This is a genomic window from Streptomyces sp. NPDC051172, assembly GCF_040682555.1.
Taxonomy (GTDB): Bacteria; Actinomycetota; Actinomycetes; order Streptomycetales; family Streptomycetaceae; genus Streptomyces.
In genome coordinates this window covers 21,246-46,979 of sequence record NZ_JBFBBE010000076.1, presented here as the reverse complement: position 1 = coordinate 46,979, position 25,734 = coordinate 21,246, and the positions used below count along the sequence as shown (strand labels likewise).

Annotated in this window: 22 protein-coding genes and 1 tRNA gene; 14 read left to right on the top strand and 9 right to left on the bottom strand. The window is 69.3% G+C overall.

The window, feature by feature from the left end; translation table 11 throughout:
- The first annotated feature begins 113 nt into the window (after positions 1 to 113).
- The 4 genes from nhaA (at position 114) to AB0N07_RS34410 (ending at position 3,430) form a co-directional block, all read left to right on the top strand.
- The gene (gene nhaA / locus AB0N07_RS34425) at positions 114 to 1,550 is read left to right on the top strand and encodes a Na+/H+ antiporter NhaA (protein ID WP_365841912.1); all 1,437 of its coding nucleotides are present in this window, start codon (positions 114 to 116) and stop codon (positions 1,548 to 1,550) included.
- Positions 1,551 to 1,590: 40 nt separating this feature from the next.
- Positions 1,591 to 2,094 carry a phage holin family protein gene (locus AB0N07_RS34420; RefSeq protein ID WP_365841910.1) on the top strand — a complete coding sequence of 168 codons (504 nt, stop codon included), beginning with the start codon at positions 1,591 to 1,593 and terminating at the stop codon, positions 2,092 to 2,094.
- The gene (locus tag AB0N07_RS34415; RefSeq protein WP_365841908.1) at positions 2,091 to 3,059 is read left to right on the top strand and encodes an alpha/beta hydrolase; all 969 of its coding nucleotides are present in this window, start codon (positions 2,091 to 2,093) and stop codon (positions 3,057 to 3,059) included. The genes AB0N07_RS34420 and AB0N07_RS34415 overlap by 4 nt, the downstream gene beginning before the upstream one ends.
- Positions 3,060 to 3,247: 188 nt before the next feature.
- Complete coding sequence (locus AB0N07_RS34410) at positions 3,248 to 3,430, top strand: hypothetical protein (protein ID WP_078912721.1); 183 nt, start codon at positions 3,248 to 3,250, stop codon at positions 3,428 to 3,430.
- Between the two features lie 27 nt (positions 3,431 to 3,457).
- Here AB0N07_RS34410 and AB0N07_RS34405 read toward each other — a convergent pair whose 3' ends face one another.
- The 3 genes from AB0N07_RS34405 to nth all read right to left on the bottom strand — a co-directional run bounded on the left by AB0N07_RS34405 (position 3,458) and on the right by nth (position 6,535).
- Complete coding sequence (locus AB0N07_RS34405; RefSeq protein WP_365841905.1) at positions 3,458 to 4,657, bottom strand: MarP family serine protease; 1,200 nt, start codon at positions 4,655 to 4,657, stop codon at positions 3,458 to 3,460.
- Positions 4,658 to 4,776: 119 nt separating this feature from the next.
- Positions 4,777 to 5,472: a CoA pyrophosphatase gene (locus AB0N07_RS34400; protein ID WP_365841903.1), complete on the bottom strand. Its 696-nt coding sequence runs from the start codon at positions 5,470 to 5,472 to the stop codon at positions 4,777 to 4,779.
- A 79-nt stretch (positions 5,473 to 5,551) separates the two neighbouring features.
- Positions 5,552 to 6,535, bottom strand: a complete 984-nt coding sequence (nth, locus tag AB0N07_RS34395; protein ID WP_365841901.1) for an endonuclease III — start codon at positions 6,533 to 6,535, stop codon at positions 5,552 to 5,554.
- A gap of 276 nt (positions 6,536 to 6,811) precedes the next feature.
- On the opposite strand from nth, the gene AB0N07_RS34390 reads away from it, so the two are divergent.
- Positions 6,812 to 7,486 carry a Crp/Fnr family transcriptional regulator gene (locus tag AB0N07_RS34390; protein WP_115906767.1) on the top strand — a complete coding sequence of 225 codons (675 nt, stop codon included), beginning with the start codon at positions 6,812 to 6,814 and terminating at the stop codon, positions 7,484 to 7,486.
- A 158-nt stretch (positions 7,487 to 7,644) separates the two neighbouring features.
- On the opposite strand, the gene AB0N07_RS34385 is transcribed toward AB0N07_RS34390, so the two are convergent.
- The 4 genes from AB0N07_RS34385 to AB0N07_RS34370 form a co-directional block, all read right to left on the bottom strand.
- Complete coding sequence (locus AB0N07_RS34385) at positions 7,645 to 8,475, bottom strand: MBL fold metallo-hydrolase (RefSeq protein WP_365841899.1); 831 nt, start codon at positions 8,473 to 8,475, stop codon at positions 7,645 to 7,647.
- 100 nt (positions 8,476 to 8,575) lie between these two features.
- On the bottom strand, positions 8,576 to 9,469 hold the full coding sequence (locus AB0N07_RS34380) for an NUDIX hydrolase (RefSeq protein WP_365841897.1): 894 nt from the start codon (positions 9,467 to 9,469) through the stop codon (positions 8,576 to 8,578).
- A 59-nt stretch (positions 9,470 to 9,528) separates the two neighbouring features.
- Positions 9,529 to 9,993 carry a RidA family protein gene (locus AB0N07_RS34375; protein WP_365841895.1) on the bottom strand — a complete coding sequence of 155 codons (465 nt, stop codon included), beginning with the start codon at positions 9,991 to 9,993 and terminating at the stop codon, positions 9,529 to 9,531.
- Positions 9,990 to 10,148 (bottom strand): DUF4177 domain-containing protein, encoded by a 159-nt coding sequence (locus AB0N07_RS34370; RefSeq protein WP_003967454.1) that lies wholly within the window; start codon positions 10,146 to 10,148, stop codon positions 9,990 to 9,992. The genes AB0N07_RS34375 and AB0N07_RS34370 overlap by 4 nt, the downstream gene beginning before the upstream one ends.
- Positions 10,149 to 10,243: 95 nt before the next feature.
- Between AB0N07_RS34370 and AB0N07_RS34365 the strand changes: the two genes are divergently transcribed.
- Both AB0N07_RS34365 and AB0N07_RS34360 read left to right on the top strand, forming a co-directional pair.
- Positions 10,244 to 11,221, top strand: coding sequence for an ArsA-related P-loop ATPase (locus AB0N07_RS34365; protein ID WP_365841893.1), 978 nt, complete (start codon positions 10,244 to 10,246; stop codon positions 11,219 to 11,221).
- 76 nt (positions 11,222 to 11,297) lie between these two features.
- Positions 11,298 to 12,665 carry an ArsA family ATPase gene (locus tag AB0N07_RS34360; protein WP_365841891.1) on the top strand — a complete coding sequence of 456 codons (1,368 nt, stop codon included), beginning with the start codon at positions 11,298 to 11,300 and terminating at the stop codon, positions 12,663 to 12,665.
- 14 nt (positions 12,666 to 12,679) lie between these two features.
- On the opposite strand, the gene wblA is transcribed toward AB0N07_RS34360, so the two are convergent.
- On the bottom strand, positions 12,680 to 13,018 hold the full coding sequence (wblA, locus tag AB0N07_RS34355; RefSeq protein ID WP_058924101.1) for a transcriptional regulator WblA: 339 nt from the start codon (positions 13,016 to 13,018) through the stop codon (positions 12,680 to 12,682).
- A 408-nt stretch (positions 13,019 to 13,426) separates the two neighbouring features.
- Here wblA and AB0N07_RS34350 point away from each other — a divergent pair, with 408 nt between their 5' ends.
- Complete coding sequence (locus AB0N07_RS34350; protein ID WP_365841888.1) at positions 13,427 to 15,706, top strand: transglycosylase domain-containing protein; 2,280 nt, start codon at positions 13,427 to 13,429, stop codon at positions 15,704 to 15,706.
- Between the two features lie 195 nt (positions 15,707 to 15,901).
- Here the strand turns inward: AB0N07_RS34350 and AB0N07_RS34345 are convergent, their stop codons facing one another.
- Positions 15,902 to 16,369, bottom strand: coding sequence for a GatB/YqeY domain-containing protein (locus tag AB0N07_RS34345; RefSeq protein ID WP_365841886.1), 468 nt, complete (start codon positions 16,367 to 16,369; stop codon positions 15,902 to 15,904).
- A gap of 131 nt (positions 16,370 to 16,500) precedes the next feature.
- Between AB0N07_RS34345 and AB0N07_RS34340 the strand changes: the two genes are divergently transcribed.
- From AB0N07_RS34340 to AB0N07_RS34315, 6 genes are all read left to right on the top strand, one after another.
- A complete protein-coding gene (locus AB0N07_RS34340) occupies positions 16,501 to 17,427 on the top strand; it encodes a metallophosphoesterase (RefSeq protein ID WP_365841884.1) in 927 nt (308 codons plus the stop codon).
- Between the two features lie 54 nt (positions 17,428 to 17,481).
- Positions 17,482 to 18,267, top strand: a complete 786-nt coding sequence (locus AB0N07_RS34335; protein ID WP_365841882.1) for a Pr6Pr family membrane protein — start codon at positions 17,482 to 17,484, stop codon at positions 18,265 to 18,267.
- 42 nt (positions 18,268 to 18,309) lie between these two features.
- Positions 18,310 to 18,383 (top strand) — tRNA-Pro (locus AB0N07_RS34330).
- Positions 18,384 to 18,792: 409 nt separating this feature from the next.
- Positions 18,793 to 23,376: an AAA domain-containing protein gene (locus AB0N07_RS34325; protein WP_365841880.1), complete on the top strand. Its 4,584-nt coding sequence runs from the start codon at positions 18,793 to 18,795 to the stop codon at positions 23,374 to 23,376.
- Positions 23,373 to 24,233, top strand: a complete 861-nt coding sequence (locus AB0N07_RS34320; protein WP_365841878.1) for a hypothetical protein — start codon at positions 23,373 to 23,375, stop codon at positions 24,231 to 24,233. Before AB0N07_RS34325 ends, AB0N07_RS34320 begins: the two co-directional genes overlap by 4 nt.
- Positions 24,230 to 25,576, top strand: coding sequence for a hypothetical protein (locus AB0N07_RS34315; RefSeq protein WP_365841876.1), 1,347 nt, complete (start codon positions 24,230 to 24,232; stop codon positions 25,574 to 25,576). The genes AB0N07_RS34320 and AB0N07_RS34315 overlap by 4 nt, the downstream gene beginning before the upstream one ends.
- The last annotated feature ends 158 nt before the right edge of the window (positions 25,577 to 25,734 follow it).

Sequence of the window (25,734 nt, the reverse complement as noted above, 5' to 3'; positions counted from 1 at the left end):
CCTCACCCTCGACGACGGTACGGAGCTCTGGTTCTGCCACCAGTCGTCGATCAGCGTCAGCGTCGGCCAGAAGGTCGGCACGGGTGACGTCATCGCCGACCGGAGGTCTCCCCGTGACCGCGCCCCGCACCACCGCTCCCCGCAAGGTCCTCGGACGTCTGTCCCTGCCCGAGCGGACCTTCGTCGCGGACGCACTGCGCACCGAGACCGTCGGCGGCGTGCTGCTGCTCGCAGCCGCGATCACGGCTCTGATCTGGGCGAACATACCCGCGTTGCATGACAGCTATGAGAGCGTCAGCCACTTCCACTTCGGCCCCGGGGCCCTCGGCCTGCATCTGTCGGTCGCGCACTGGGCCGCCGACGGGCTCCTCGCGGTGTTCTTCTTCGTCGCCGGCATCGAGCTCAAGCGTGAGCTGGTCGCCGGTGATCTCCGCGATCCCAAGGCGGCCGCGCTGCCGGTCGTCGCGGCCCTGTGCGGGATGGCCGTACCGGCGCTCGTCTACACCCTCACCAACCTGAGCGGCGGCGGCTCGCTCCAGGGCTGGGCCGTCCCCACCGCCACCGACATCGCGTTCGCGCTGGCGGTGCTCGCCGTCATCGGTACGTCGCTGCCGAGCGCCCTGCGTGCCTTCCTGCTCACCCTCGCGGTAGTGGACGACCTCTTCGCGATCCTGATCATCGCGGTCTTCTTCACGAACACCATCAATTTCGCCGCGCTGGGCGGCGCCGTCGTGGGCCTCGTCGTCTTCTGGCTGCTGCTGAGGAAGGGTGTGCGCGGGTGGTATGTGTACGTCCCGCTCGCGCTCGTCATCTGGGCGCTGATGTTCAACAGCGGCGTCCACGCGACGATCGCGGGCGTGGCGATGGGCCTGATGCTGCGCTGCCACCGCCAAGAGGGCGAGGCGCACTCCCCGGGCGAGCACATCGAGCACCTCGTACGGCCCCTGTCGGCGGGCCTCGCCGTCCCGCTCTTCGCCCTGTTCAGCGCCGGTGTCGCCATCTCGGGCGGCGCGCTCGGCGACGTGTTCACCAAGCCGCAGACGCTGGGTGTCGTCCTCGGGCTCGTGGTCGGCAAGGCGCTCGGGATCTTCGGCGGTACCTGGCTGACGGCCCGTTTCACCCGGGCCTCGCTCAGCGAGGACCTCGCCTGGGCCGATGTGTTCGCCGTGGCGACGCTGGCCGGCATCGGCTTCACCGTGTCGCTGCTGATCGGCGAACTCGCCTTCGACGGGGACGCCGTACTGACCGACGAGGTCAAGGCTGCCGTGCTGACGGGTTCCCTCGTCGCGGCAGGCCTGGCGACGGTGCTGCTGAAGATACGTAACGCCAAGTACCGCAGGCTGTGCGAGGCCGAGGAGCGCGACGAGGACCTCGACGGCATCCCGGACATCTACGAGGAGGACAACCCGGCGTACCACCTGCGGATGGCGGCGATCTACGAGAACAAGGCCGCCGAGCACCGCCGCACCGCCGAACGGAAGGCCGCCGAACGACGCGCGCTTGCCGAAGTGCCGGGCAGGGCAGGCGACGATGACGACCGTCCGGCATGATCTGACGAGACGGTACAAAAAGAGAGTGAGGGAGACCGCGATGAGCGCACCCGACGGCAGCCCGGTCGGCGCCGAACGCAGCATCGGCCAGCTGTTCGCCTCCGCGACGACCGAGATGTCGGCGCTGGTGCATGACGAGATCGCACTGGCCAAGGCTCAGCTCAAACAGGACGTCAAGCGCGGCGCGACGAGCGGCGGCGCGTTCACGGTGGCCGCCCTGGTGCTCGTGTTCTCCCTGCCGATGCTCAACTTCGCGCTGGCGTACGGCATCCGGACCTGGAGCGGCTGGAACCTCGCCGTCTGCTTCCTGCTGTCCTTCGCGGCGAACGTGCTGGTCGCCGTCCTCCTCGCGCTGATCGGCGTGGTCTTCGCGAAGAAGGCGAAGAAGGGCAAGGGCCCGCAGAAGGTCGCGGCGTCGATGAAGGAGACGGCGGGGGTCCTGCAGAAGGCCAAGCCGCACCCGCGGCCGGAGCAGCCCGAGACCCCGGCGCTCGAGGACCGGGCCCCCGCGGCCATCGAGGCTGTGGCACGCTCGTCCTCATGACGGGCTCCTCCCCCTCTGCGGGGCAATCACCTTCGGCGCAACCCACCTCGGTCGTACGGCCGGACGCCCTGCCCGACGGGACAAAGGTGACCCACCGGGACGTGGCCGCCAACGGCGCCCGCTTCCACATCGCCGAAGCCGGCGACGGACCGCTGGTGCTGCTGCTGCACGGCTTCCCGCAGTTCTGGTGGACCTGGCGGCATCAACTGACCGCGCTGTCCGACGCGGGCTTCAGGGCCGTCGCGATGGACCTGCGCGGTGTCGGCGGCAGCGACCGCACCCCGCGCGGCTACGACCCGGCGAACCTCGCCCTCGACATCACCGGCGTGATTCGCTCCCTGGGCGAGCCGGACGCCGCGCTGGTCGGCCACGACCTGGGTGGATATCTGGCGTGGACGGCGGCCGTGATGCGCCCGAAGCTGGTCCGGCGGCTCGCGGTCGCCTCCATGCCGCATCCCCGGCGCTGGCGCTCCGCGATGCTCTCGGACCTCAAGCAGACCCGCGCGGGCTCCTACATCTGGGGCTTCCAGCGCCCCTGGATCCCCGAGCGGCAGCTGACCGCGGACGACGGGGAGCTCGTCGGCGAGCTGATCCGGGAGTGGTCCGGGCCGAACCTGCCGGACGACGAGGCGGTGCGGACGTACCGCCGCGCGATGTGCATCCCGTCGACGGCACACTGCTCGGTTGAGCCGTACCGCTGGATGGTCCGCTCCATGGCCCGTCCGGACGGCATCCAGTTCAACCGCCGTATGAAGCGCCCCCTGCGGGTGCCGACCCTCCATCTGCACGGCTCACTCGACCCGGTGATGCGCACCCGCAGCGCGGCAGGGTCCGGCGAGTACGTCGAAGCGCCGTACCGCTGGCGGCTGTTCGACGGCCTCGGGCACTTCCCGCACGAGGAGGATCCGGTCGCCTTCTCAACCGAGTTGGTCAACTGGCTCAAGGATCCCGAGCCTGACCGGTGAGACGCGCACTTTCTGTACAGAACCGGTCAATTGGCCGAAAGACCCCGAGCCCGATCGGTGACCGAGCCGATGCGCCCGGTATCCGGACCTGAACACGTGTCCTACGAACAGCCAATTGCCTGGCGCATAGGCCAATTGGGGGCTCAGGGGGCGGTTATCGACCTTGGGGCGGGGGCAGACGTCGGGGTATGGGCTGGACGCACGACTACAGTGACGCAGCACGCAATCGCCGCTCGGCCAGTGGCCTGAGCTCCCACCAGCGAGGCGGTGCACCGCAGATGGCGGGCACGGACCTCAGGGTGGGCATTCCGCGCATTCTGCGCCGCCGGGCCCGCTGGGTCTCGGTACGCCTGCGCCATCCCCGGGGCTGACCCGCCCCGTTTTCCCGCAACCGCGGCTCACAAGGCGCAGCTGTCGCTGTCCACCTGCTGGTTCGCGGTACGCCCCTTGGCGATGTCCTCCTGGATCTCGTCCGCGGTGAGGGCGTACCCCGTCTCGGCGTCGTCGAGGGACTTCGCGAACACCACGCCGTACACATTGCCCTTGGGCGTGAGCAGCGGGCCGCCGGAGTTGCCCTGGCGGACGGTCGTGTACAGCGAGTAGACGTCCCGGCGGACGGTGCCGCGGTGGTAGATGTCCGGGCCGTTGGCCGGGAGACGGCCACGCACGCGTGCAGCCCGGACGTCGTACGACCCGTTCTCCGGGAAGCCCGCGATGATCGCGTCGTCGCCGCTGCGGGCGTCCGTGGTCGTGAACTTCAGGGCGGGCGCCTTGAGATCGGGTACGTCCAGTACGGCGATGTCGCGGTGCCAGTCGTAGAGGACGACCGTCGCGTCGTACTTCCTGCCCTCGCCGCCTATCTGGACTGTGGGCTCGTCGACGCCTCCGACGACGTGCGCGTTGGTCATGACGCGGCGGTCGCCGAAGACGAAGCCGCTGCCCTCCAGGACCTTGCCGCAGCTCTGCGCGGTGCCCATGACCTTGACGATGGAGCGCTTCGCGCGCGTGACCACGGGGCTGTTCGCGAGGGCCGGGTCGGGGGGACGGACGTCGTTGATCGGCTCGTTCGAGAACGGGCTGAAGACCTGCGGGAAGCCGTTCTGCGCGAGGACCGAGGAGAAGTCCGCGAACCAGGTGTCGGCCTGGTCGGGCAGGGCCCGGGCGACACCGAGGAGCACCTTGGAGCCGCGGACCTCCTTGCCGAGCGTCGGCAGCGTCGTACCGGCCAGAGCCGAGCCGATCAGCCAGGCCACCAGGAGCATCGCCACGACGTTGACCAGGGCGCCGCCGGTCGCGTCCAGGGCGCGGGCCGGGGACCAGGTGATGTAGCGGCGCAGCTTGTTGCCGAGATGGGTGGTCAGGGCCTGGCCGACGGAGGCGCAGACGATGACGACGACCACCGCGACGACGGCGGCCGTCGTGCTCACCTCGGCGTTGTCGGTCAGTGCGTCCCAGATGACGGGCAGGACGTAGACGGCGACGAGACCGCCGCCGAGGAAGCCGATCACCGACAGGATGCCGACGACGAACCCCTGGCGGTAACCCACGATCGCGAACCACACGGCGGCGACCAGCAACAGGATGTCCAGCACGTTCACCGGTTCGAGCCTCGCCTCATCACTCTGCGGTCACCTCAGGTCGGCCGGGGGCCTGCCCGCCGCGCAGCGGCGACCGATCACAGTGTCCCCCGGGAAGACACAGCACGGCAGACACCCTGTCATGACCGCCAGTCGAGCGGGACCTGCTTGTTCCGGTCCCAGGGCCGCTCCCAGCCCGCGTAGTGGAACAGACGGTCGATGATTCCGGCCGTGAAGCCCCAGACCAGGGCCGATTCGACCAGAAATGCCGGACCTCGGTGACCGCTGGGGTGGACGGTGGTGGCCCGGTTGGCCGGGTCCGTGAGATCCGCCACGGGGACGGTGAACACCCGGGCCGTCTCGTTCGGATCGACGACCCCGACCGGGCTCGGCTCGCGCCACCAGCCCATCACGGGGGTCACCACGAAGCCGCTGACCGGGATGTACAGCCTGGGCAGCACGCCGAAGAGCTGCACACCGGAAGGGTCGAGCCCGGTCTCCTCCTCGGCCTCGCGGAGAGCGGCGCGCAGCGGCCCGTCGACCTTCGGGTCGCCGTCCTCGGGGTCGAGGGCTCCGCCGGGGAAGGACGGCTGCCCGGCGTGCGACCTGAGCGAACTCGCCCGCTCCATCAGCAGCAGCTCGGGGCCACGCTCACCCTCGCCGAACAGGATCAGTACGGCGGACTGCCGCCCCGCCCCGTTCTCCGGCGGCAGGAAGCGGCTCAGCTGCAGCGGCTGCACCGTCTCCACGGCCCGCACCACCGGGTCCAGCCACTCGGGCAGCCCCTCCTTGCTGAGGACCACCGGACCACCCTGCGTGTTACTCGCGCGCGTCATCGCCACCCCCGTCCTGCCGGGTCCAACGCCCCGAACGCCCGAGATCGTTCCTGGGCCCGGGCCTGTGCCGTGTCGTCCGTCATCCGGCCCCCAGCGGCGGCGCCGGCTTGCCGCCCGCGTCCAGGTACGACTGCGGGGGCTTGAGGCGCTGGCCGGGGAAGCCGCCCTTCTCGTACTTGAGCAGCTTCTTCGCCTTCTCCGGATCCGTCTCGCCCTCGCCGTACGCCGGGCAGAGCGGAGCGATGGGGCAGGCGCCGCAGGCGGGCTTGCGGGCGTGGCAGATGCGGCGGCCATGGAAGATCACGTGGTGCGAGAGCATCGTCCAGTCGCTGTTGGGGAAGAGCCCGCCGACGGCGGCCTCGATCTTGTCCGGCTCGGTCTCGTCCGTCCACTGCCAGCGCCGCACCAGCCGCTGGAAGTGCGTGTCCACGGTGATACCGGGCCGCCCGAAGGCGTTCCCGAGCACGACGAAGGCGGTCTTGCGGCCCACCCCGGGCAGCTTGACCAGGTCTTCCAGACGGCCGGGGACCTCCCCGCCGAACTGCTCCACCAGCGCCTTCGACAGCCCTATGACCGACTTGGTCTTGGCCCGGAAGAAGCCGGTCGGGCGGAGGATCTCCTCGACCTCCTCGGGGTTCGCGGCGGCCAGGTCCTCCGGCGTCGGGTACTTGGCGAACAGCCCGGGCGTCGTCTGGTTGACCCGGAGGTCGGTGGTCTGGGCGGACAGGACCGTGGCGACCAAGAGCTGGAAGGGGTTCTCGAAGTCCAGCTCGGGGTGGGCGTACGGATACACCTCGGCGAGCTCGCGGTCGATACGGCGGGCACGGCGAACGAGGGCGGTGCGCGACTCGTTCTTCGGCGGCCTGGCGACGGCCTTAGCCGAAGGGGCGCCCTCGACCGCGGCAGACACCTTCTTGGGCGCGACGGCAGCTTTCTCGACGGCCGCCGTCTTTTTCACGGCGGCCTTTTTCACCACGGCCTTCTTCGCGGCAGCCTTCTTCACCGGAGTACTTTTCGTCTCTTTTGCCGGTTTCTTTCCGCCACCGGAGTTCTGTTCGCCCATAGCGGAATTACGACGTACAACCACCCGCCCAGCCCCCTTGGCCTGTGCTCTCACCGGCGATTTGGACACCCGGCCAGCCTAAAGCCCGGCACTGACATCTGCCCCGGACCCGGAAGATCGGCCCCCAATTGGACCCCTGCCGCTTACCTCGGGACAGGTGTGCGGCATCCTTGTGACAGATCACACTGTTTGGACCGTCCGGCAAAATGGGGAACACGGTCCCCTGGTACCAAGGGGGAGCAAGATCCCCTGAGCAGGTCGACAAGGAGAGAACTCGTGGACGACGTTCTGCGGCGGAACCCGCTCTTCGCGGCGCTCGACGACGAGCAGGCCGCGGAGCTCCGCGCCTCCATGAGTGAGGTCACCCTCGCGCGCGGTGACTCGCTCTTCCACGAGGGCGACCCCGGTGACCGGCTTTATGTCGTCACCGAGGGCAAGGTGAAGCTCCACCGCACCTCCCCCGACGGCCGCGAGAACATGCTCGCCGTCGTCGGCCCCAGCGAGCTGATCGGCGAGCTGTCGCTCTTCGACCCGGGCCCGCGCACCGCCACGGCCACCGCCCTGACCGAGGTCAAGCTCCTCGGTCTCGGCCACGGCGATCTGCAGCCCTGGCTGAGCGCCCGCCCCGAGGTGGCCGGCGCCCTGCTGCGCGCCGTCGCCCGCCGGCTGCGCAAGACCAACGACGCGATGTCCGACCTGGTCTTCTCCGACGTCCCCGGCCGCGTCGCCCGCGCCCTGCTGGACCTCTCGCGCCGCTTCGGCGTGCAGTCCGAGGAGGGCATCCACGTCGTCCACGACCTGACGCAGGAGGAACTGGCCCAGCTGGTCGGCGCCTCGCGCGAGACGGTCAACAAGGCGCTGGCCGACTTCGCGCAGCGTGGGTGGCTGCGGCTGGAGGCACGGGCCGTGATCCTGCTCGACGTCGAGCGGCTGGCGAAGCGGTCCCGCTGACGCTTGGTCTGGGCGGTGCTTCTGGGGGCTCCGCCCCCAGGCCCCCGACCGGCCTGAACGGCCTCGTCCTCAATCTCCCCCACTCTCGGCTTCGCTTGAGCGGGGGGAGCCCCATGACAGGCTGATCTGGTGGCCCATGGCCGAAATTGTGCGGGAAGCTAGATGAGCCCGTGCTCCTCCAGATACTCCAGCTGCGCCCGTACCGACAGTTCCGCCGCCGGCCACAGGGAGCGGTCCACGTCCGCGTACACGTGCGCGACGACCTCGGTCGGTGTGCGGTAGCCGTCCTCGACCGCCGTCTCGACCTGGGCGAGGCGGTGGGCGCGGTGGGCCAGGTAGAACTCGACGGCGCCCTGGGCGTCCTCCAGGACGGGGCCGTGGCCCGGCAGCACCGTGTGGACGCCGTCGTCGACCGTCAGCGACCGCAGCCGCCGTAGCGAGTCCAGATAGTCGCCCAGACGGCCGTCGGGGTGCGCCACCACGGTCGTGCCGCGGCCCAGGACGGTGTCGCCCGTCAGAACGGCCCGGTCGGCCGGGAGATGGAAGCAGAGTGAGTCCGAGGTGTGGCCCGGGGTCGGCACGACCCTCAGCTCCAGTCCGCCGACCGTGACGACGTCCCCGGCGCCGAGCCCCTCGTCGCCCAGCCGCAACGCCGGATCCAGGGCCCGCACCTTCGTGCCGGTCAGCCCGGCGAAGCGGACGGCGCCCTCGGCGTGGTCCGGGTGGCCGTGGGTCAGCAGGGTCAGTGCGATGCGCTTGCCGGCCTTCTCGGCGGTGTCCACCACGTTGCGCAGGTGGCCGTCGTCCAGGGGGCCGGGGTCAACGACGACGGCCAGGTCGGAGTCGGGCTCGGAGACGATCCAGGTGTTGGTTCCGTCGAGGGTCATCGCCGAGGCGTTGGGCGCCAGGACGTTGACGGCCCGGGCGGTGGCGGGGCCGGTGGACACCCCGCCCCGCGGCTGGCCGGGAAGGGCTGCTGCGTCGGTCATGCGGTGTTCTCCTCCGTCGGCGTCGTCGGTCCGTCGAGTCGTCGGTCGGAGGCCGGCGCAGCACCGGGCAGGGCCCGGCCCGGAAGGGCTGCTGCGTCCGTCATGCGGAGGCTCCACCGGCAGGTAGGTCGGTAGGACGGTCGGTCGGGATGTGCTTCGTGAACTCATCGTGGCCCGGCCAGGACAGCACGATCTCACCGTCCTTCACCCGGGCCTCGGCGAGGACGGGGGTCAGGTCGCGGTCGGGGGCCGCGGCGAGCGCGTCGGCGGCCGTGGCACAGTAGGCCAGCTGGCGCAGGGTCGCGATGGTGGGCGGCATCATCGTCAGCTCGCCCTTGTCGTACGAGGCCGCCGCCTCCCCGGGGCGGATCCACACCGTGCGGTCGGCCTCCGTGGAGGCGTTGCGGGTGCGCTGGCCGTGCGGGAGGGCGGCCACGAAGAACCAGGTGTCGTAGCGCCGGGATTCGAACTCCGGGGTGATCCAGCGGGTCCAGGCGCCGAGCAGATCCGAGCGCAGGACCAGGCCGCGGCGGTCGAGGAACTCGGCGAAGGAGTACTCGCGGGCGGCCACGGCCGCACGGTCGGCCTCCCAGTCCTCACCCGTGGTGTCGCCGACCACGGAGTCGGCGGACGGCCCGGCGAGCAGGACGCCCGCCTCCTCGTACGTCTCGCGCACCGCCGCGCAGACGATCGCCTGGGCCTCCCGCTCGTCGACACCGAGCCGCTCGGCCCACCACGCGCGCGTGGGGCCCGCCCAGCGGACGTGATGCTCGTCGTCGCGGGGGTCGACGCCGCCGCCCGGATATGCGTACGCGCCTCCGGCGAAGGCCATGGAGGCGCGTCTGCGCAGCATGTGCACAGCAGGACCGCGGTCGGTGTCCTTCAGGAGCATGACGGTGGCCGCGCGCTTCGGAACGACCGGGGTGAGCGTGCCGTCCGCGAGCCCGCGGATGCGTTCCGGCCAGTCCTGCGGAAACCACTGCCCATTCGCCATGGGCGGAGGCTATCCCGTGGTGCGCGAATGTTCGAGAGCTCCCCGAGGTCAGAGCACCGCTACGGGACGAGCTCGACCTGGATCTCGACCTCGACCGGTGCGTCCAGCGGCAGCACCGCCACACCGACCGCGCTGCGCGCGTGCACGCCCTTGTCGCCGAGCACCTCGCCGAGCAGCTCACTGGCACCGTTGACCACACCGGGCTGACCGGTGAAGTCCGAGGCCGAGGCGACGAAGCCCACGACCTTCACCACGCGTGCGATGCGGTCCAGGTCGCCGGTGACGGACTTCACAGCGGCCAGGGCGTTCAGCCCACAGATGCGGGCGAGCTCCTTGGCCTCCTCCGCCGTGACCTCCGCGCCGACCTTGCCGGTGACGGGCAGCTTGCCCTCCACCATCGGGAGCTGTCCGGACGTGTACACGTAGGAGCCGGACTGCACGGCCGGCTGGTACGCGGCCAGCGGCGGTACGACCTCGGGCAGGGTCAGGCCGAGCTCGGCCAGCTTCGCCTCGACGGCGCTCATGCCTTCTCCCGCTTCAGGTAGGCCACCAGCTGCTCGGGGTTGTTCGGCCCGGGGACGACCTGGACGAGCTCCCAGCCGTCCTCGCCCCAGGTGTCCAGAATCTGCTTCGTTGCGTGGACGAGCAGTGGCACAGTCGCGTATTCCCACTTGGTCATGTGGCCGACTTTAGCCGCTGCCCGGCCGCCGCCCGCTGCCGCGTTGTCCACAGGCTGTCGCGTGGTTGGCACACAGACTGGTTAGGCTCGAAGACGTGAGCAGGCTCCAGGTCGTCAGCGGCAAGGGCGGGACCGGAAAGACCACGGTCGCCGCCGCTCTCGCGCTGGCCCTCGCGACCGAGGGGAAGCGGACGCTTCTCGTCGAGGTCGAGGGGCGCCAGGGCATCGCGCAGCTCTTCGAGACGGAAGCGCTGCCCTACGAGGAGCGGAAGATCGCCGTCGCTCCAGGGGGCGGGGAGGTGTACGCCCTCGCCATCGACCCCGAACTGGCCCTTCTGGACTACCTCCAGATGTTCTACAAGCTCGGGGGCGCGGGCAGAGCCCTGAAGAAGCTCGGCGCGATCGACTTCGCCACCACCGTCGCACCGGGTCTCAGGGACGTGCTCCTGACCGGCAAGGCGTGCGAGGCGGTACGGCGCAAGGACAAGGCGGGGCGGTTCGCGTACGACTACGTCGTCATGGACGCGCCGCCCACCGGCCGCATCACCCGCTTTCTGAACGTGAACGACGAGGTGGCGGGCCTCGCCAAGATCGGCCCGATACACAATCAGGCGCAGGCCGTGATGCGGGTGCTGAAGTCGCCGGAGACAGCCGTGCACCTGGTGACTCTGCTGGAGGAGATGCCCGTCCAGGAGACCGCGGACGGGATCGCCGAACTGCGCGCCGCGAAGCTGCCGGTGGGCCGGATCATCGTGAACATGGTGCGGCCCGAGGTGTTGGACGCGGAGGATCTGGAACTCGTACGCAGCGTGCCGCGTTCTTCTGTTGCCAGGTCGCTGTCGGCGGCAGGACTCGGCGGTGCGCGCCGCGGTGGGAACGCGGAGAAGCTGGTGGACCCGCTGCTGCAGCAGGCCGACGAGTACGCCGAGCGGTATGCGCTGGAGCACGAACAGCGGGCGGTGCTGGCCGAGCAGGGCCTGCCGCTGCACGAACTGCCGCTGCTCGCCGAGGGCATGGACCTGGCGGGGCTGTACGAGCTGGCCCGCGAGCTGCGGAAGCAGGGCCTGTCATGAGCCGGGGCACGCGGAGCACGAGCCGTCAGCAGCAGAAGCAGCAGAAGCAGCAGAAGCAGCAGAAGCAGGGGATGTCATGAGTCCGGAGCCGGCCCACACACAGGACACCGCCCGCCCCCACCTGACCCCCGCGCGCGTGCTCGACGTCGACCCGCTGCTCGACGATCCCCAGACGCGCATCGTGGTGTGCTGCGGCTCGGGCGGGGTGGGAAAGACCACGACCGCGGCCGCCCTCGGCCTCAGGGCCGCCGAGCGCGGGCGCAAGGTGGTGGTGCTGACCATCGACCCGGCGCGCCGGCTCGCCCAGTCCATGGGCATCGACTCGCTGGACAACACCCCGCGCCGGGTGAAGGGCGTCGACGGCGACGGTGAGCTGCACGCCATGATGCTCGACATGAAGCGCACCTTCGACGAGATCGTCGAGGCGCACGCGGACGGCGAGCGGGCCGCCGCGATCCTGAACAACCCCTTCTACCAGTCGCTCTCTGCGGGCTTCGCGGGCACGCAGGAGTACATGGCGATGGAGAAGCTCGGGCAGCTGCGCGCGCGGGACGAGTGGGACCTGATCGTCGTCGACACCCCTCCGTCCCGCTCGGCGCTGGACTTCCTGGACGCGCCCAAGCGGCTCGGCTCGTTCCTCGACGGCCGGCTGATCCGGCTGCTCACCGCCCCGGCCAAGCTCGGCGGGCGGGCGGGCATGAAGTTCCTGAACGTAGGGATGTCGATGATGACCGGCACCCTCGGCAAGCTCCTCGGCGGTCAACTGCTCAAGGACGTCCAGACGTTCGTCGCCGCGATGGACACGACCTTCGGCGGGTTCCGCACGCGCGCGGATGCGACGTACCGGCTGCTGCAGGCGCCCGGGACGGCGTTCCTCGTGGTGGCGGCACCGGAGCGGGACGCGCTGCGGGAGGCCGCGTACTTCGTGGAGCGGCTGGCCGCCGAGGACATGCCGCTGGCCGGTCTGGTGCTCAACCGGGTGCACGGCAGCGGCGCCGCCCGGCTGTCGGCCGAGCGTGCGCTCGCCGCCGCGGAAAATCTTGTGGAGCCCCGCATTGTCGATCAGGACGGCGGGAAAGCTGGACTTCGTAACTCTCCCGACACGTACGGCAGTTCAGGCTCCCCCGCTTCCGAATCCCCTGCTGACGGGTCCGCCGAGTCTCCCGCGTCCGAGAACCACTCCCCCGGTCCGGATCAGGAGGACGAGGGCGCCCAGGGCATCGAGCGGCTCACCGCAGGCCTGCTCCGGTTGCACGCCGAACGTATGCAGCTGCTCTCCCGTGAGCAGCGCACGCGTGACCGCTTCACGGCGCTCCACCCCGAGGTGGCGGTGGCCGAAGTGGCCGCGCTGCCCGGCGACGTGCACGACCTCGCAGGGCTCAGGGACATCGGGGACCGGCTCGCGGCCAACCGGCCGGAGCTGCCCGAGGCTGCCGTCGACTGAGCCGAGGGATCCCCTCAGCTCACCGCCGCATAGTTCTCGTACACCTCGTCGTCGTCGAGCGGCAGGATCCCCACGCCGCGTTCGTACTCCACTCGTGCCGTCTCGAGCAGCCGACGCCAGGAGGTGACGGTGGGTCGCCTGCGCAGCAGTGCGCGGCGCTCCCGCTCCGTCATGCCTCCCCACACGCCGAACTCGACGCGGTTGTCGAGCGCATCGGCCAGGCATTCCGTGCGTACCGGACATCCGGTGCACACTGCCTTGGCCCTGTTCTGCGCTGCTCCCTGAACGAACAGTTCATCCGGATCGGTAGTGCGGCAGGCGGCCTGCGCACTCCAGTCGGTTACCCAGCCCATACCGGCGCCGTCCTCTCCCGAATCGAGGCTCCCCCACGGCGGCAGCGGCATATTCACCGCCGCCAGTTGAGGACGTTACGGAAGGTGGGCACAGCGCAACACCCCCTTCGGGCCCAATCTTGAATGGCCCGAACGGACTATGCGTAAGCGGCAGATCACCCGGGGGAGTGAGCTGGTGACATACGTGACCTTCCCGGCAAAACGGGACGGTTCAGTTGAGTCACAACGGGCGCCAGGTGACACACAAGGCGGATTCGGACACGCCCCCACCAAAAAAGTTGGGGAACCTCCGGAACGATTCGGGGTCGCCGGACGTATTGATACGTGGCCCTACTGCTGTGACAGTTGAGAGCAGCTTAGGCCAAGGCATATACGCGTGTCCGGCGAATGAGAACGTAGGCTGCCCTCATGCCAAAGAAGCGCTCGGGCGGTGGCCTGTCCCCTACGCAGCAGGCCGCCAAGTTCCTCGGTGTCAGTGTGCTCGCGGGAGCCGTCATGGCCGGTATCGCGCTGCCCGCCTTCGGCGCACTCGGACTTGCCGCCAAGGGTTCGGTGGAGAGTTTCGACGAGCTGCCCGCCACCCTCAAGACGCCACCCCTGAGCCAGCGCACCACGATCCTCGACGCCGACGGCGGCCAGATCGCCACGGTCTACTCGCGCGACCGCACGGTGGTCCCCCTCAAGGACATGTCCCCGTACATGCAGAAGGCGATCGTCGCGATCGAGGACTCGCGCTACTACCAGCACGGCGCGGTCGACCTGAAGGGCATCCTGCGCGCGCTGAACAAGAACGTGCAGAGCAGCGGAGTGGCCCAGGGCGCCTCCACGCTCACCCAGCAGCTCGTGAAGAACGTCGCCATCGAGGAGGCCGGCGACGACCCGACGAAGGTCGCGCAGGCCACTCAGCAGACACTCGGCCGCAAGATAAGGGAGCTGAAGTACGCGATCCAGCTCGAGCAGGAGCTCGGCAAGAAGAAGATCCTCGAGAACTACCTGAACATCACGTTCTTCGGCGAGCAGGCCTACGGCGTCGAGGCCGCGTCCCAGCGCTACTTCTCCAAGCACGCCAAGGACCTGAACGTGCAGGAGGCCGCGCTGCTGGCCGGCATCGTCCAGTCGCCCAGCCGGTACGACCCGGTCAACGACTCGACGGAGGCCACCAGGCGCCGCAACGTCGTCCTGCAGCGCATGGCCGACATGGGTGACATCTCGCAGGCGGAGGCCGACAAGGCCAAGAAGACGCCGCTGGGCCTCAACCCCAGCCAGCCGAAGAACGGCTGCATCACCGCGGTCAAGGGCGCCGGCTTCTTCTGCGACTACGTGCGCGAGGTGTTCCTCACCGACCCGATGTTCGGCAAGACCAAGGAAGCCCGGGCGAAGGTCTGGAACCAGGGCGGTCTGACGATCCGTACGACGCTCGACCCGCAGGCCCAGACCTCGGTGCAGGCGTCCATCAAGGACCACGTCTACAAGACCGACGACGTGGCCACCGCGGCCACCCTCGTCGAGCCCGGCACCGGCAAGATCCTCGCCATGGGCCAGTCCCGCCCGTACGGCTTCGGCAAGCACGAGACGCAGATCGACCTGTCGGTGAACCAGAGCATGGGCGGCGGCGCGGGCTACCAGCCCGGTTCGACGTTCAAGCCGATCGTGGCCGCGGCCGCCATAGAGGGCGGCACGCCGGCGACGCAGTCGTACCCCTCGCCGTACGAGATGGACTATCCGAGCCCGGTCTCGATCTGCAACGGCCGGCAGTGGCGTGACGATCCGAACAATCCGAGCAAGGTGGCGAACGAGAACAAGTCGGAGCACGGCCCGTACAGCATGAAGGAGGCGACCGCGAAGTCGGTCAACACCTACTACGTGCAGCTGATCAGCGACATCGGCATCTGCCCGGTCACCGAGATGGCCAAGAAGATGGGCGTGGAGCGCGCGGACGGCGGCAAGCTGCAGCAGGCCCCCTCCATCGCGCTCGGCACCCAGGAGATGTCGCCGCTGACGATGGCGAACGCGTACGCCACCTTCGCCTCGCGCGGCATGTACTGCACGCCGGTCGCCATCGAGTCCATCAGCCAGCGGATCGGCGACCGGACGAAGTCGCTCCAGGTGCCCAAGACGACCTGCACGCGCGCGATGTCGCAGAAGACCGCCGACACCGTGACGACGCTGCTGAAGGGCGTGGTCGAGGACGGTACGGGTCAGCAGGCGGGTCTCAGCGACCGCCCGAGCGCCGGTAAGACCGGTACGACGGACAACCGCTACGCGGCCTGGTTCGTGGGCTTCACGCCGAACATGGCGGGCGCGGTGTGGGTCGGCGACCCGACCCACAAGCGCCAGATGAACCAGATCACCATCGGCGGCGTCTACCACGACCAGGTCTACGGCGCCGACACCCCGGGCCCGATCTGGAAGGACGCCATGACGGGCGCCCTGGACGGCAAGCCCGTCGAGAACTTCAACCTCGTCGACATCCCCGACGGCAACAAGGACAAGGGGAAGGGCGACGGCGGGAAGAACGGAGACAACGGCGGCAACACGGGCGGCGGTCTCATCGGCGGCCTGACCACCGGCGGCACGAACGGCGGCACCACCTTCCCGACGCCCACCTTCTCCTTCCCTGCCAACCTGTTCCAGGGCACGAGCAACGGAAACGGCAACGGCAACGGCAACGGTGGGCGGCGCGGCTGACGCCACTCTCCGGAAACGGCCGACGGCCCCTGTCCCACCGGCTCGCCGGGACAGGGGCCGTCCGGTTCAGCCGCGGTGGTCCCAACTGCTGGAGTCGTATGCGACGGTCCGGTCGTTGCAGATGACCGACCCTTCCCGGCGCACGCACTTCCCGGCGGCGGCCACCTTCACCGGACCCGCGTGCGCCGGGGCTTCTCAGCCGGCCAGCAGCTTCTTCACCATCGCCGCGACCCGGCCGCCCTCGGCCAGGCCCGCGACCTTCGGGTTCACGATCTTCATGACGGCGCCCATGGCACGCGGGCCCTCGGCACCGGCGGCCCTCGCCTCGCCGACCGCCTGGGCGACAATGTCGTTCAGCTCCTCGTCGCTGAGCTGCTTGGGCAGGTACTCGGCGAGCACCGCGCCCTCCGCCTTCTCCCGCTCGGCGCTCTCGGCGCGACCACCCTGCGCGAAGGCATCGGCCGCCTCCCGGCGCTTCTTCGCCTCCTTGGTGATCACCTTCAGCACCTCGTCGTCGGAGAGCTCGCGCTTCTCCTTGCCCGCGACCTCCTCCTTGGTGATCGCGGCGAGCGTCAGCCGGAGCGTCGAGGAGCGGAGCTCGTTGCGCTCCTTGATCGCGGTGTTGAGGTCTTCCTGCAGCTTCGACTTGAGCGTGGTGGTCATGGATTTGATTGTCGCAGGTGTGGAACGTCCGACGCCCGTTCATTTAAAGGGCAGTGAGGCTCGGGCCCAGGCTCGGGCCCCCAAGGGGCAGCGCGGCTCGAGGTACCTTCCGGGTCTGACACGATGGATGTATGCGCGCTCGATACGGAGTACCTCTGGGGATCGCGGCGGCCGGTGCCGCCGGTGTGGTGTACGCGGCGGGATTCGAGGCCCGCTCCTTCCGGCTGCGACGGGTGACCGTTCCCGTCCTGCCCGCCGGCATGCGTCCCCTGCGAATCCTCCAGGTCTCCGACATCCACATGGTCGGCGGCCAGCGCAAGAAGCAGCGCTGGCTGCGGTCGCTGGCCGGCCTGCGCCCCGACCTCGTGATCAACACGGGCGACAACCTGTCCGACCCGGAGGGCGTCCCCGAGGTCCTGGACGCCCTCGGCCCCCTGATGGAGTTCCCGGGCGCGTACGTCTTCGGCTCCAACGACTACTACGGCCCCAGGCCCCGCAACCCCGCCCGCTACCTGCTGGAGAAGGTCCAGGGCCGGCACGGTCTGAACGGCAACCCTCCGGTGGTCGGCGCGATCCACAACCCGTGGGAGGACCTGCGGGACGGCTTCGACGCGGCGGGCTGGCTGAATCTCACGAACACGCGCGGCACCCTGAAGATCGAGGGCGTCACCCTGGAGCTGACGGGCCTGGACGACCCGCACATCAAGCGCGACCGCTACCCGCAGGTCTCCGGCAGCCCGTCCGCCACCGCGGACTTCTCGATGGGCGTCGTGCACGCCCCGTACCTGCGGGCGCTGGACGCCTTCACGGCGGACGACTACCCCCTGATCCTGGCCGGCCACACCCACGGCGGCCAGCTCTGCATCCCCTTCTACGGCGCCCTGGTCACCAACTGCGACCTGGATCCGGCTCGGGTGAAGGGCCTGTCCAGGCACACGGCGGACGGCCGTACGTCGTATCTGCACGTCTCGGCGGGCTGCGGCACCAACCGCTACACACCGGTACGGTTCGCGTGCCCGCCGGAGGTCACTCTGCTGACGCTGGCACCCAGGGCGTAACCCGGTCGCCTCACCCACATCGCCCCATATGCCCCCTTTGCCTAGCTTGGGGGCATGACCGCCCCCATACCCAGGGACATACCGGACCTCCCGGCACTGCCCGGCGGGTCCCTGTTTGCACCCTCCTACGTCCCCGCCTCCGCGGTGCTGACCCCCGTACACCGCCCCCTCGCCGCCGTGTACCGCCTGCTGGTCGCCCTGGCGGCAGCGGCGGCCGTGACGATCGAACTGCTCCTCGGCAGCCCGGTCCACGTCCTGAGCTACTTCGCCATCCAGACCAACATCCTGCTGGCCCTGGTCTTCACGCTCGCAGCCCGCCGCGCCTGGACGGCCCGCCGCCCGCTCCCCTCCGCCCTGACGGGTGCGACGCTGCTGTACATCACCATCACGGGGCTGGTGTACCACCTGCTGCTGAAAGGGGCCTCACCGCCGTTCTCCATGACGGGCGGCACCACGCCCCCGGCCGGCCTGCAGTGGATCAGCAACCAGATCCTGCACACGGCCGTCCCCGCCGCCGCACTGCTGGACTGGCTGCTCCTGACGGCCCCCGGCCGCCTCCACCTCCGCCAGGCGCCGACGTGGCTGCTCTACCCCCTGGCCTACCTGGCGTTCTCCCTCGGCCGGGGCGAACTGATCATCCCCGGCACGCCGGGCCGCTATCTCTACCCGTTCCTGGATGTCGGCCTGCACGGCTACAAGAGCGTCCTCGGCAACGCCCTCCTCCTCGGCCTCGCCTTCTACGGCCTCGCCGTCCTCATGGTCGCCCTCGACCACATCCGCCCGAACCCCGTCCGCCACCGCGCCAAAACCGGATTTCGTCTCCAGCCACCGGTGGGCTAAAGTAAACGACGTCGCCGCGACAAGCAGGACATGCGACGACATCGGGGTGTAGCGCAGCTTGGCAGCGCGCTTCGTTCGGGACGAAGAGGTCGTGGGTTCAAATCCCGCCACCCCGACAGAGAAACACCAGGTCAGGCCCGGTACTGAGAGATCAGTACCGGGCCTGATTTGCGTTGGGGGGCCAATTTGGGAGCCATTTGGGAGCCGACTTCGGGATGCGGCTCCCCAGGTCAGTTCCCGGCACACCTCACCACACGGTTGCGCCACAGCACTCGGCGTCAGGCGCCACGGTCTCCGCCTGTGCGCCCACGCATCCCGACATCCAGTTCGCGCCACGCCCCGTCATCATTCCTCGCGGACCGTAACCACGGTTGCGCCCTCTCTATGTCGGCCTTTACCTGCACTGAGCCATAGGAGAGGCGCAATTGGGGCGCGGACTGTTCCGGCCATCCAACCCAGAACCCATTGATGCAGCCTTGAACGGCCCTCATCCTGGAGCGTTCGCCAACGGGAGAGAGGGGAAAGGTGAGCGATCCTGGAATCCACGCCAGCGATCCTGACGTCATCGGGCAGACGGTGGGACTGATCAACTTCCTACGTGATGTGGTCCACAGCAGCCACCAGAGGCAGCGTGACGACCGAGGCCGCGATCGCGTATGGCTGGCCCGGCTGCCCGAGTCCGTCCGCAGGCCCGCGCCCCGAGACGATGGCGTACTGCTGGCGCTCGACCATGTACCGCAGAGCACGCCGCCCGACCTGCCCGCGTCGCTCGACGGCTGGGTGGACCCCGCGCGCTGCCATGACCCCGAAAGAGGTGACCCGCCCCTCGCGGCACAAGGTCCACAGGATCCGGGACACGAGCTGGAGCGCGTCACGGACCGGTCCGAGCGACAGGAAGAGGAAGGCGTCGTCCGCCGTGAAGAGGCCGCTGACGTACTGCGCGCTTACGGCACCTGGCTGGACCGCTGGCGTCGGTGGGCCGAGCGGGAGCGTGCACAGCGCCCGCTGCGCGAGCTCTACGACCGGCTCTACACATGGCACCAGAAGCTGGCCCAGGAGGACGACCGGACCGAACTCGTCCTGGGTATCGGGCTGTTGACCTGGAGCGATCCGAACGAGGACACGGTGCATCGCCACCTCCTCACGTATCGGGCGGAGACCTCGGTGGACCGCCGCACCGCGAAGCTGACCGTGCGCCTGTCGTCGGAGGGCGCCCTGCGGCTTGAGGACCAGGACTTCCTGGACAGTGACGACGGATGGGTGCGCGAGCGTGGCGCCGCGCTCGCGGAGGAGATCGCCGCCCAAGCCCTGGATCCGTTCGGACCCGAGGCGCTGGAGCAGCTGGCCCAGTGGCAGGAACGCGCAACCACCCGGCCCATGGGCTTCAGCGCGGAGTGGGAGCCTCCGCGTGCTCCTGAGCCAGGGGCGCGCCTCACGTACGCGCCCGCCCTGGTGATGCGCCCGCGCAACCTCAACGCCCTCCTGCGCTTCTACGACCAGATCGCGGAGACTGTGGTTTCGGAGGGGCACGCCCCACTTGGCCTGGCGCAGATGGTCCTGACGCTCGAAGCCGAGCAGCGGTCCGCGTGGGGCCGGGACCAGAAGGCGTCGTTGTTCAGTGACGATCACCTCTTCCCCGGCAAGACGAACGCGCAGCAGCGTGGTGTACTCGGGCGCCTGGACCACGACACCGGCGTCGTGGTCCAGGGACCGCCGGGCACGGGCAAGACGCACACGATTGCCAATCTGGTCTCCGCGCTGCTCGCGCAGGGCCAGCGCGTTCTCGTCACCAGCGCCCGCGATCAGCCGCTGACCGTCCTGCGCGACAAACTGCCCCCTGCTGTACGGGACTTGTGCGTGCTCCTGCTCAGTTCCGCACGTCATGACGGTGCGAGCGAACTGGAGCGCACCATCAATGCGCTCACCGACCAGGTGGCCGGCAGCGACCCCGACGAGCTGCATGCCGAGATCAGCCGTCTGGCCATGGAGCGAGACGACGTACGGGGCCGGATCGAGACGCTCACGGAGCAGGTCATCTCGCTCCGCGAGGCCGAGTACCGGCATCGCAGTGTGGCGCCGGGATACTCGGGAACCCTCGCCGAGATCGTGGAACACGTCCGTGCGGGCGCCCCCGAGTACAGATGGATCGGCCGCCTCCCGGACAGCACTGACGACAACCCGCCTCTGTCGGCCCAGCGGGCCCAAGAACTCCTTCTTCTGCTGCGCGACGGAGCGGGCGCACCGCGCGTCGACGGCGATCTGCCCGACCCTGACGCGTTGCCGACGCCGAAGCTCGTGGCAGGCGTCTTCGCGGCCAGTCGCCTCAGCGACGAGAACCTGTCGGCGGAGGCGATCGAGATCCGCGACCTGCTCGCTAGCCTCGAAACATCGGTAACCGGTGAGCTGACCTCTCTGCTCGATGACTGCGAGACGGCTCTCCACCGGCTCGGGGTCCCGGCCGACGCCACCCGCTGGGATCCCGATTCCTGGATCTCCCGGGCGCTGACGGCCCGGCTCTCGCGGGCCGACACCGGGCTGTGGCAGCGCGTCGCCACCCTCGCGGACGACATTCGCAAGGTCGCGCGCGACCTGGAGGCTCTGGGCCTGCGCTTGGTCACCGTGCCCGAGGGGCTGACTGCGCAGGACACGAGCCGCCTGGTAACCACCGGCACGGTGCTTCGGAACCACCTGGCGACGGGCAAGACCCTGCGCTCCCGGTTCCCCGGGAAGGCGCAGAAGGCGGCCCGAGAGCTGCTGGACTCCTGCACCGTCGACGGCGGTGCGCCCCAGACCGTCGAGGATCTGGACGCCGTCCTTGCCCATCTTCGGGCACACGCCGCACTAATCGGTGCGGCCACCCGCTGGCAGCAAGCGGGGGCCGCGATCACGGCGGGAGACGTCGAAGTCCGACTGGTCGAACTGACCGCACGTGCCGAGCACCTTGAGCACATACAGGCATTCGGCGCGGCCAGGGAACGTATCGACGAACTCCTGGTGCGACACGGCGCACGCCTGATGATCACCTCGCGCCGGGCATGGCAGGACTTCACCGCGGCCGTCGCCGCCCTCAAGGACCGGCGTGCCGCCGATGAAGCGGTCAGGCAACTGGCCCTATGGGACGAGGTCTTGCGTGGTCCGGGCGGGGGGACACAGCCGTCCGCGGAGTCCACGGCGCTCGCGCAGGCCCTCAGGGATCAGGACGTGGACGCGTACGCCGAGGCCATGGAGGGGCTGGCCACCGCTCACCGACAGGAGCACCGTGCCCGACAGTGCGCTGCATTGCTGGGCGATCTTCGCGCCGCGCACCCACTGCTCGCCGGTCGCCTCGTGGACAGCGCCGACGATCCCGGCTGGGAAGAACGCCTTGAATTCCTGGACCGGGCCTGGGCGTGGGCCAAGGCGTCGCACTTCATCGAGGCGCAGCGCACACCAGGTCTGGAGCGCAAACTCGAAGGCGAACTCAGCCAGCACGAGGCCCGCCTTGAACTCGTGACCGGTGAACTCGCCGCCACTTGGGGCCGGTTGCGATGCCTGGAGCGCATGACACAAGAACAGCGCTCGGCGCTGCAGGCGTACCGGACGCACATGGCGTCCTACGGCAAGGGCAAGGGCCGCCACGCCGGGCGCTTCCGGGCTGCGGCACGCGATGCGATGTCCGTGGCCCAAGGCGCGGTCCCCGCATGGGTGATGCCCATTCCCCAGGTCGCAGAGATGGTGCAGGCGAAACGGGACGCCTTCGACGTCGTCATCGTCGACGAGGCCAGCCAGGCCGGCATGGACGCCCTGTTCCTGATGTGGCTGGCGCCCCGCGTGATCGTCGTCGGTGACGACAAGCAGTGCGCGCCCGCCGTCACGGGTCAGGGCCGACTGCAGGCCATCGAGGACAAGCTGGCCGCCCACCTGCCGGATATGCCGGCCCGACTGCGTGAGCTCTACAAGCCGCACGCCAATCTGTACCAGTTGCTCGCCACCTTCTTCCCGAAGGTGATCCGCCTCGAAGAGCACTTCCGCTGCGTCCCCGAGATCATCAATTGGTCCTCCAGTACCTTCTACAACAACAAGCTCCTGCCCCTGCGCCAGTACGGCGCCGAACGGCTCGACCCGCTGCGCACCCACTTCGTGGAAGGCGCCGTGGCCACGGGCCGCGACAGTCGCATTCACAACCCCAAAGAGGCCGAGGCGATCGTCGACTGCCTGGCCCGCCTCGTCGACGACCCCGTCTATCAGGACAAGACAATGGGCGTGATCGTCCTCCAGGGCTTCGGTCAGACCAAGCTTCTTGAGTCCCTCATCGAGCAGCGGCTGCCGGCGACCGTGCGCGAGCGGCATCAGATACGGGTGGGCAACGCGGCTTCGTTCCAGGGCGACGAGCGCCACGTCATCCTGCTGTCGATGGTCGTGACGGACCCGCCACGCGCGACCGGCGGGAACAAGAGCGAACAGCAGGCGTACAACGTCGCCGCGAGCCGGGCCCAGGACCAGATGTGGCTCTTCTACTCAGTCCCGCCGGACCGCCTGAGGCCACACGACCTGCGTCTCAACCTCCTTACCTACATGGAGAACCCACCCGCCTCACTGGAGGCCGCAGACGACATCGGACCGGTGTCACCCGACATCCGCCGGGCTCCCTTCGACTCGCTCTTCGAACAGCGGGTGTATCTGGAGATCAAGGAACGCGGCTACCACGTGGTGCCGCAGTTCCCGGCCGGCAGCAAGCGCATCGACCTGGTGGTCGTCGGGGCCCGAGGTCGTCTCGCCGTCGAGTGCGACGGAGATCCGTTCCACCACGCCACACGGGAACAGATCGTGAGCGACCAGCGGCGGGACCGTGAACTGCAGCGTGTTGGTTGGAAGTTCTGGCGCATACGAGACAGCGATTTCCGCTTCGATCCCGAGGCGGCGCTCAGCGGCCTATGGGAAGAGCTCGACCGACAGGGGATCCGGCCCACGTCCTACCCACGCACCGGGCGAATTCCTACGCCGGGGGCCTCTGACACCGAGTGGAGGCCGCTCGACCTCGCATCGGACGACGAAGTCACCGACGCCCCGGACGCCGGGACGGAACAGATCGACGACGACAGTGACGACCGCACGGAGGACGTGGTATGACGCAGGATTCCATCCTGGGACCGCTCGACGGCAACACCCTAAAGGAGCTGGCCCGCGTCATCTGCGGCGACGACCACCTCTACTACCGCAGGGGTTTCGAGATAGCCCATTTCCTGGCGAACTCTGGGTGGCGCAACGTGCCCGAGTACGACGGTGAGTACCGCGGCGAGTGGACGCTCCAGCTCCTCACGGAACGCCGCGACGACCCCACCGAACTCGAGAAAGTCCTCCTCAGGCTCGCGGACCCACGCGAGTACCTCGACGAACTCGACGTCCTCCCGACCGTCGTCACCGCAGTAAATACCTTCCTCATTCACGAGGGCTTCCGCCTGGAGAATCCCGGTGGACGACCCAGGCTCGTCGTCTGCGATCCCGCCATGGCGCACCCGGGTCAGCAGGCTCCCGTCGAGCTCAAGGCCACCATGGCCGAGATCATCTGCGAACCGAGGATGGCAGCGCTGCTCCAGCGTCGCTTGGACGAGGCCCGTACCTGCTACGCCAACGGAGCCCACGTCGCGGCCATCATCATGCTGGGCAGCCTCCTCGAAGGTGTACTGCTGGCGGTGATCGAAGAACGCGACGCCTCCCTGATGCGCAGCAAGGACCCCGACTTCATCGGCCTCAAGGCCCTCATCGACATCTGCCACCGGGCGGACTGGATCGATGTCGATGTCGAGCGGTTCAGCCAGGCCCTGCGCGAGTACCGCAACTTCGTTCACCCGCGCCGGGAGTTCCGCGAGGCGCACACCCCCGACCGGGACACGCTCACCGTGTCCTGGCACGTCGTGAACAGCGCCCTCAACGACCTCGCTGCCAGCCAGCCCGAGCCCGACGCAGCTCAAGGGGGAGCACGATGAAGCCCACCGCAGAGGTACTGCAGGATCTCGCCCAACCATCGAACGTCGCTGTCCACTCAAACGCCGAGCTGGCCGGGGATGTGAGCGCCACGGCAGCGGCAGACGACGAGAAGCGGAAGACGGACGACCTCGCCCCACTTCGACGAAAGCCGCGTCTGCTGGCCGTACCGGCGAAGGATCTCGACCCATCCGTCCAGCTCACGGCCTGGGACGTCCTCCACGCCCTGGGCCGGGCGATCACCCTGTCCCGGCGTGGAGCAGGACGCGGACTCGCCGAACACTGGGGCTGCCTGAAGTACAACCAGGCACTGACCGGGGACTCCGACTCCTTCATGGCCCTTACCTCCGAGGGCCGGGACACCGCGGACTACTACAAGGCACTCCAGTCGGGCGAACTCGGCACCGGCTTCGCGCTGACGCTCGCCACCCGGCTGCTACGCCGGCGCTACCCCGACCACTTCGTCTCGATCGTGTCGGCCGACACGGCTCTCCGCGCGGGGTGGGCCCTGACCAGCAGGGACTCCGGGCCGAAGTCGGGCTATCGGTATCGCCCACAGTTCTTCGCCGAGGTGTGGCAGCCCGGCGCCGCGTCCCGCGTCATTCCCATCGCATGCAAGGGCAACCACAGCGGGCTCTCCACGTCGCACACACAGCTCGCCTCCGCCTCGGCTCATGCCGAGGCAGTCCACATCGGGGTGTGGAACGAGACACCCAGCCTGGTGTTCAGTACGGAACTGCCCCTCGACGGCCCCCTCGCGGTGCACCTGCTGGAGTCCGGAGGAGACGGAGGCTGGCTGGACGCACCACCCCGCACGCTTGATCACGCGTTGGAGGACGAGAACGTCTTTCCCGGCATTCAGCCGCCGCCCACACACGGGACCGAGCCCGAGGAACCCGAACCCGGCTATCACGTGAAACCGGAGCGCTACGCGTGGTTCCAGCATGCCCTCGCCCGCACCGCTGCCGCGAGCCTCACCGCCTTCGCCGGGGACGGCAGGGCGACCACCCCGTACCTGACGAAGCGGCAGGGCCAGCGCCACTTCGCCGGCCTGACGCACGCGGCCACGGACAGCGTCCAGGACGCCCGACACCAGTTCCTGGGCATCGACTTCGTCGGTACGGATCACGTCTTCCGGCTCAATCGGCGGCGGGTCGAGGCGTTCTCCGGCGTGGCCGAGGACCTGTTCCGCCACCTTGAGGCAGGGCGGGTGGAGCGGTACCGCCATGAGGTCTACGCCCGCCGGTCCACCTGGCCGCACGCCACTTGGGATCCGGGCTGGAACGGTCCCATCTCGGTGCACGCCGACGGTTCCGTGCTGGCCATGCGTTCGCTACGTCACTAGGCCCCGCCCCTCGGGGAGCCGCTCCCGAGAGCGGCTACCCGAGGGGCGCGGCAAGTAGACAGCAGCATCATCCTCTACGAGGCCGTGGCGGTCCGTCTCCAGCACCAGCGGGGCGCATCGGCGGAGCAGATGGCGAGCTGGTGGGTGGGACACTCCTG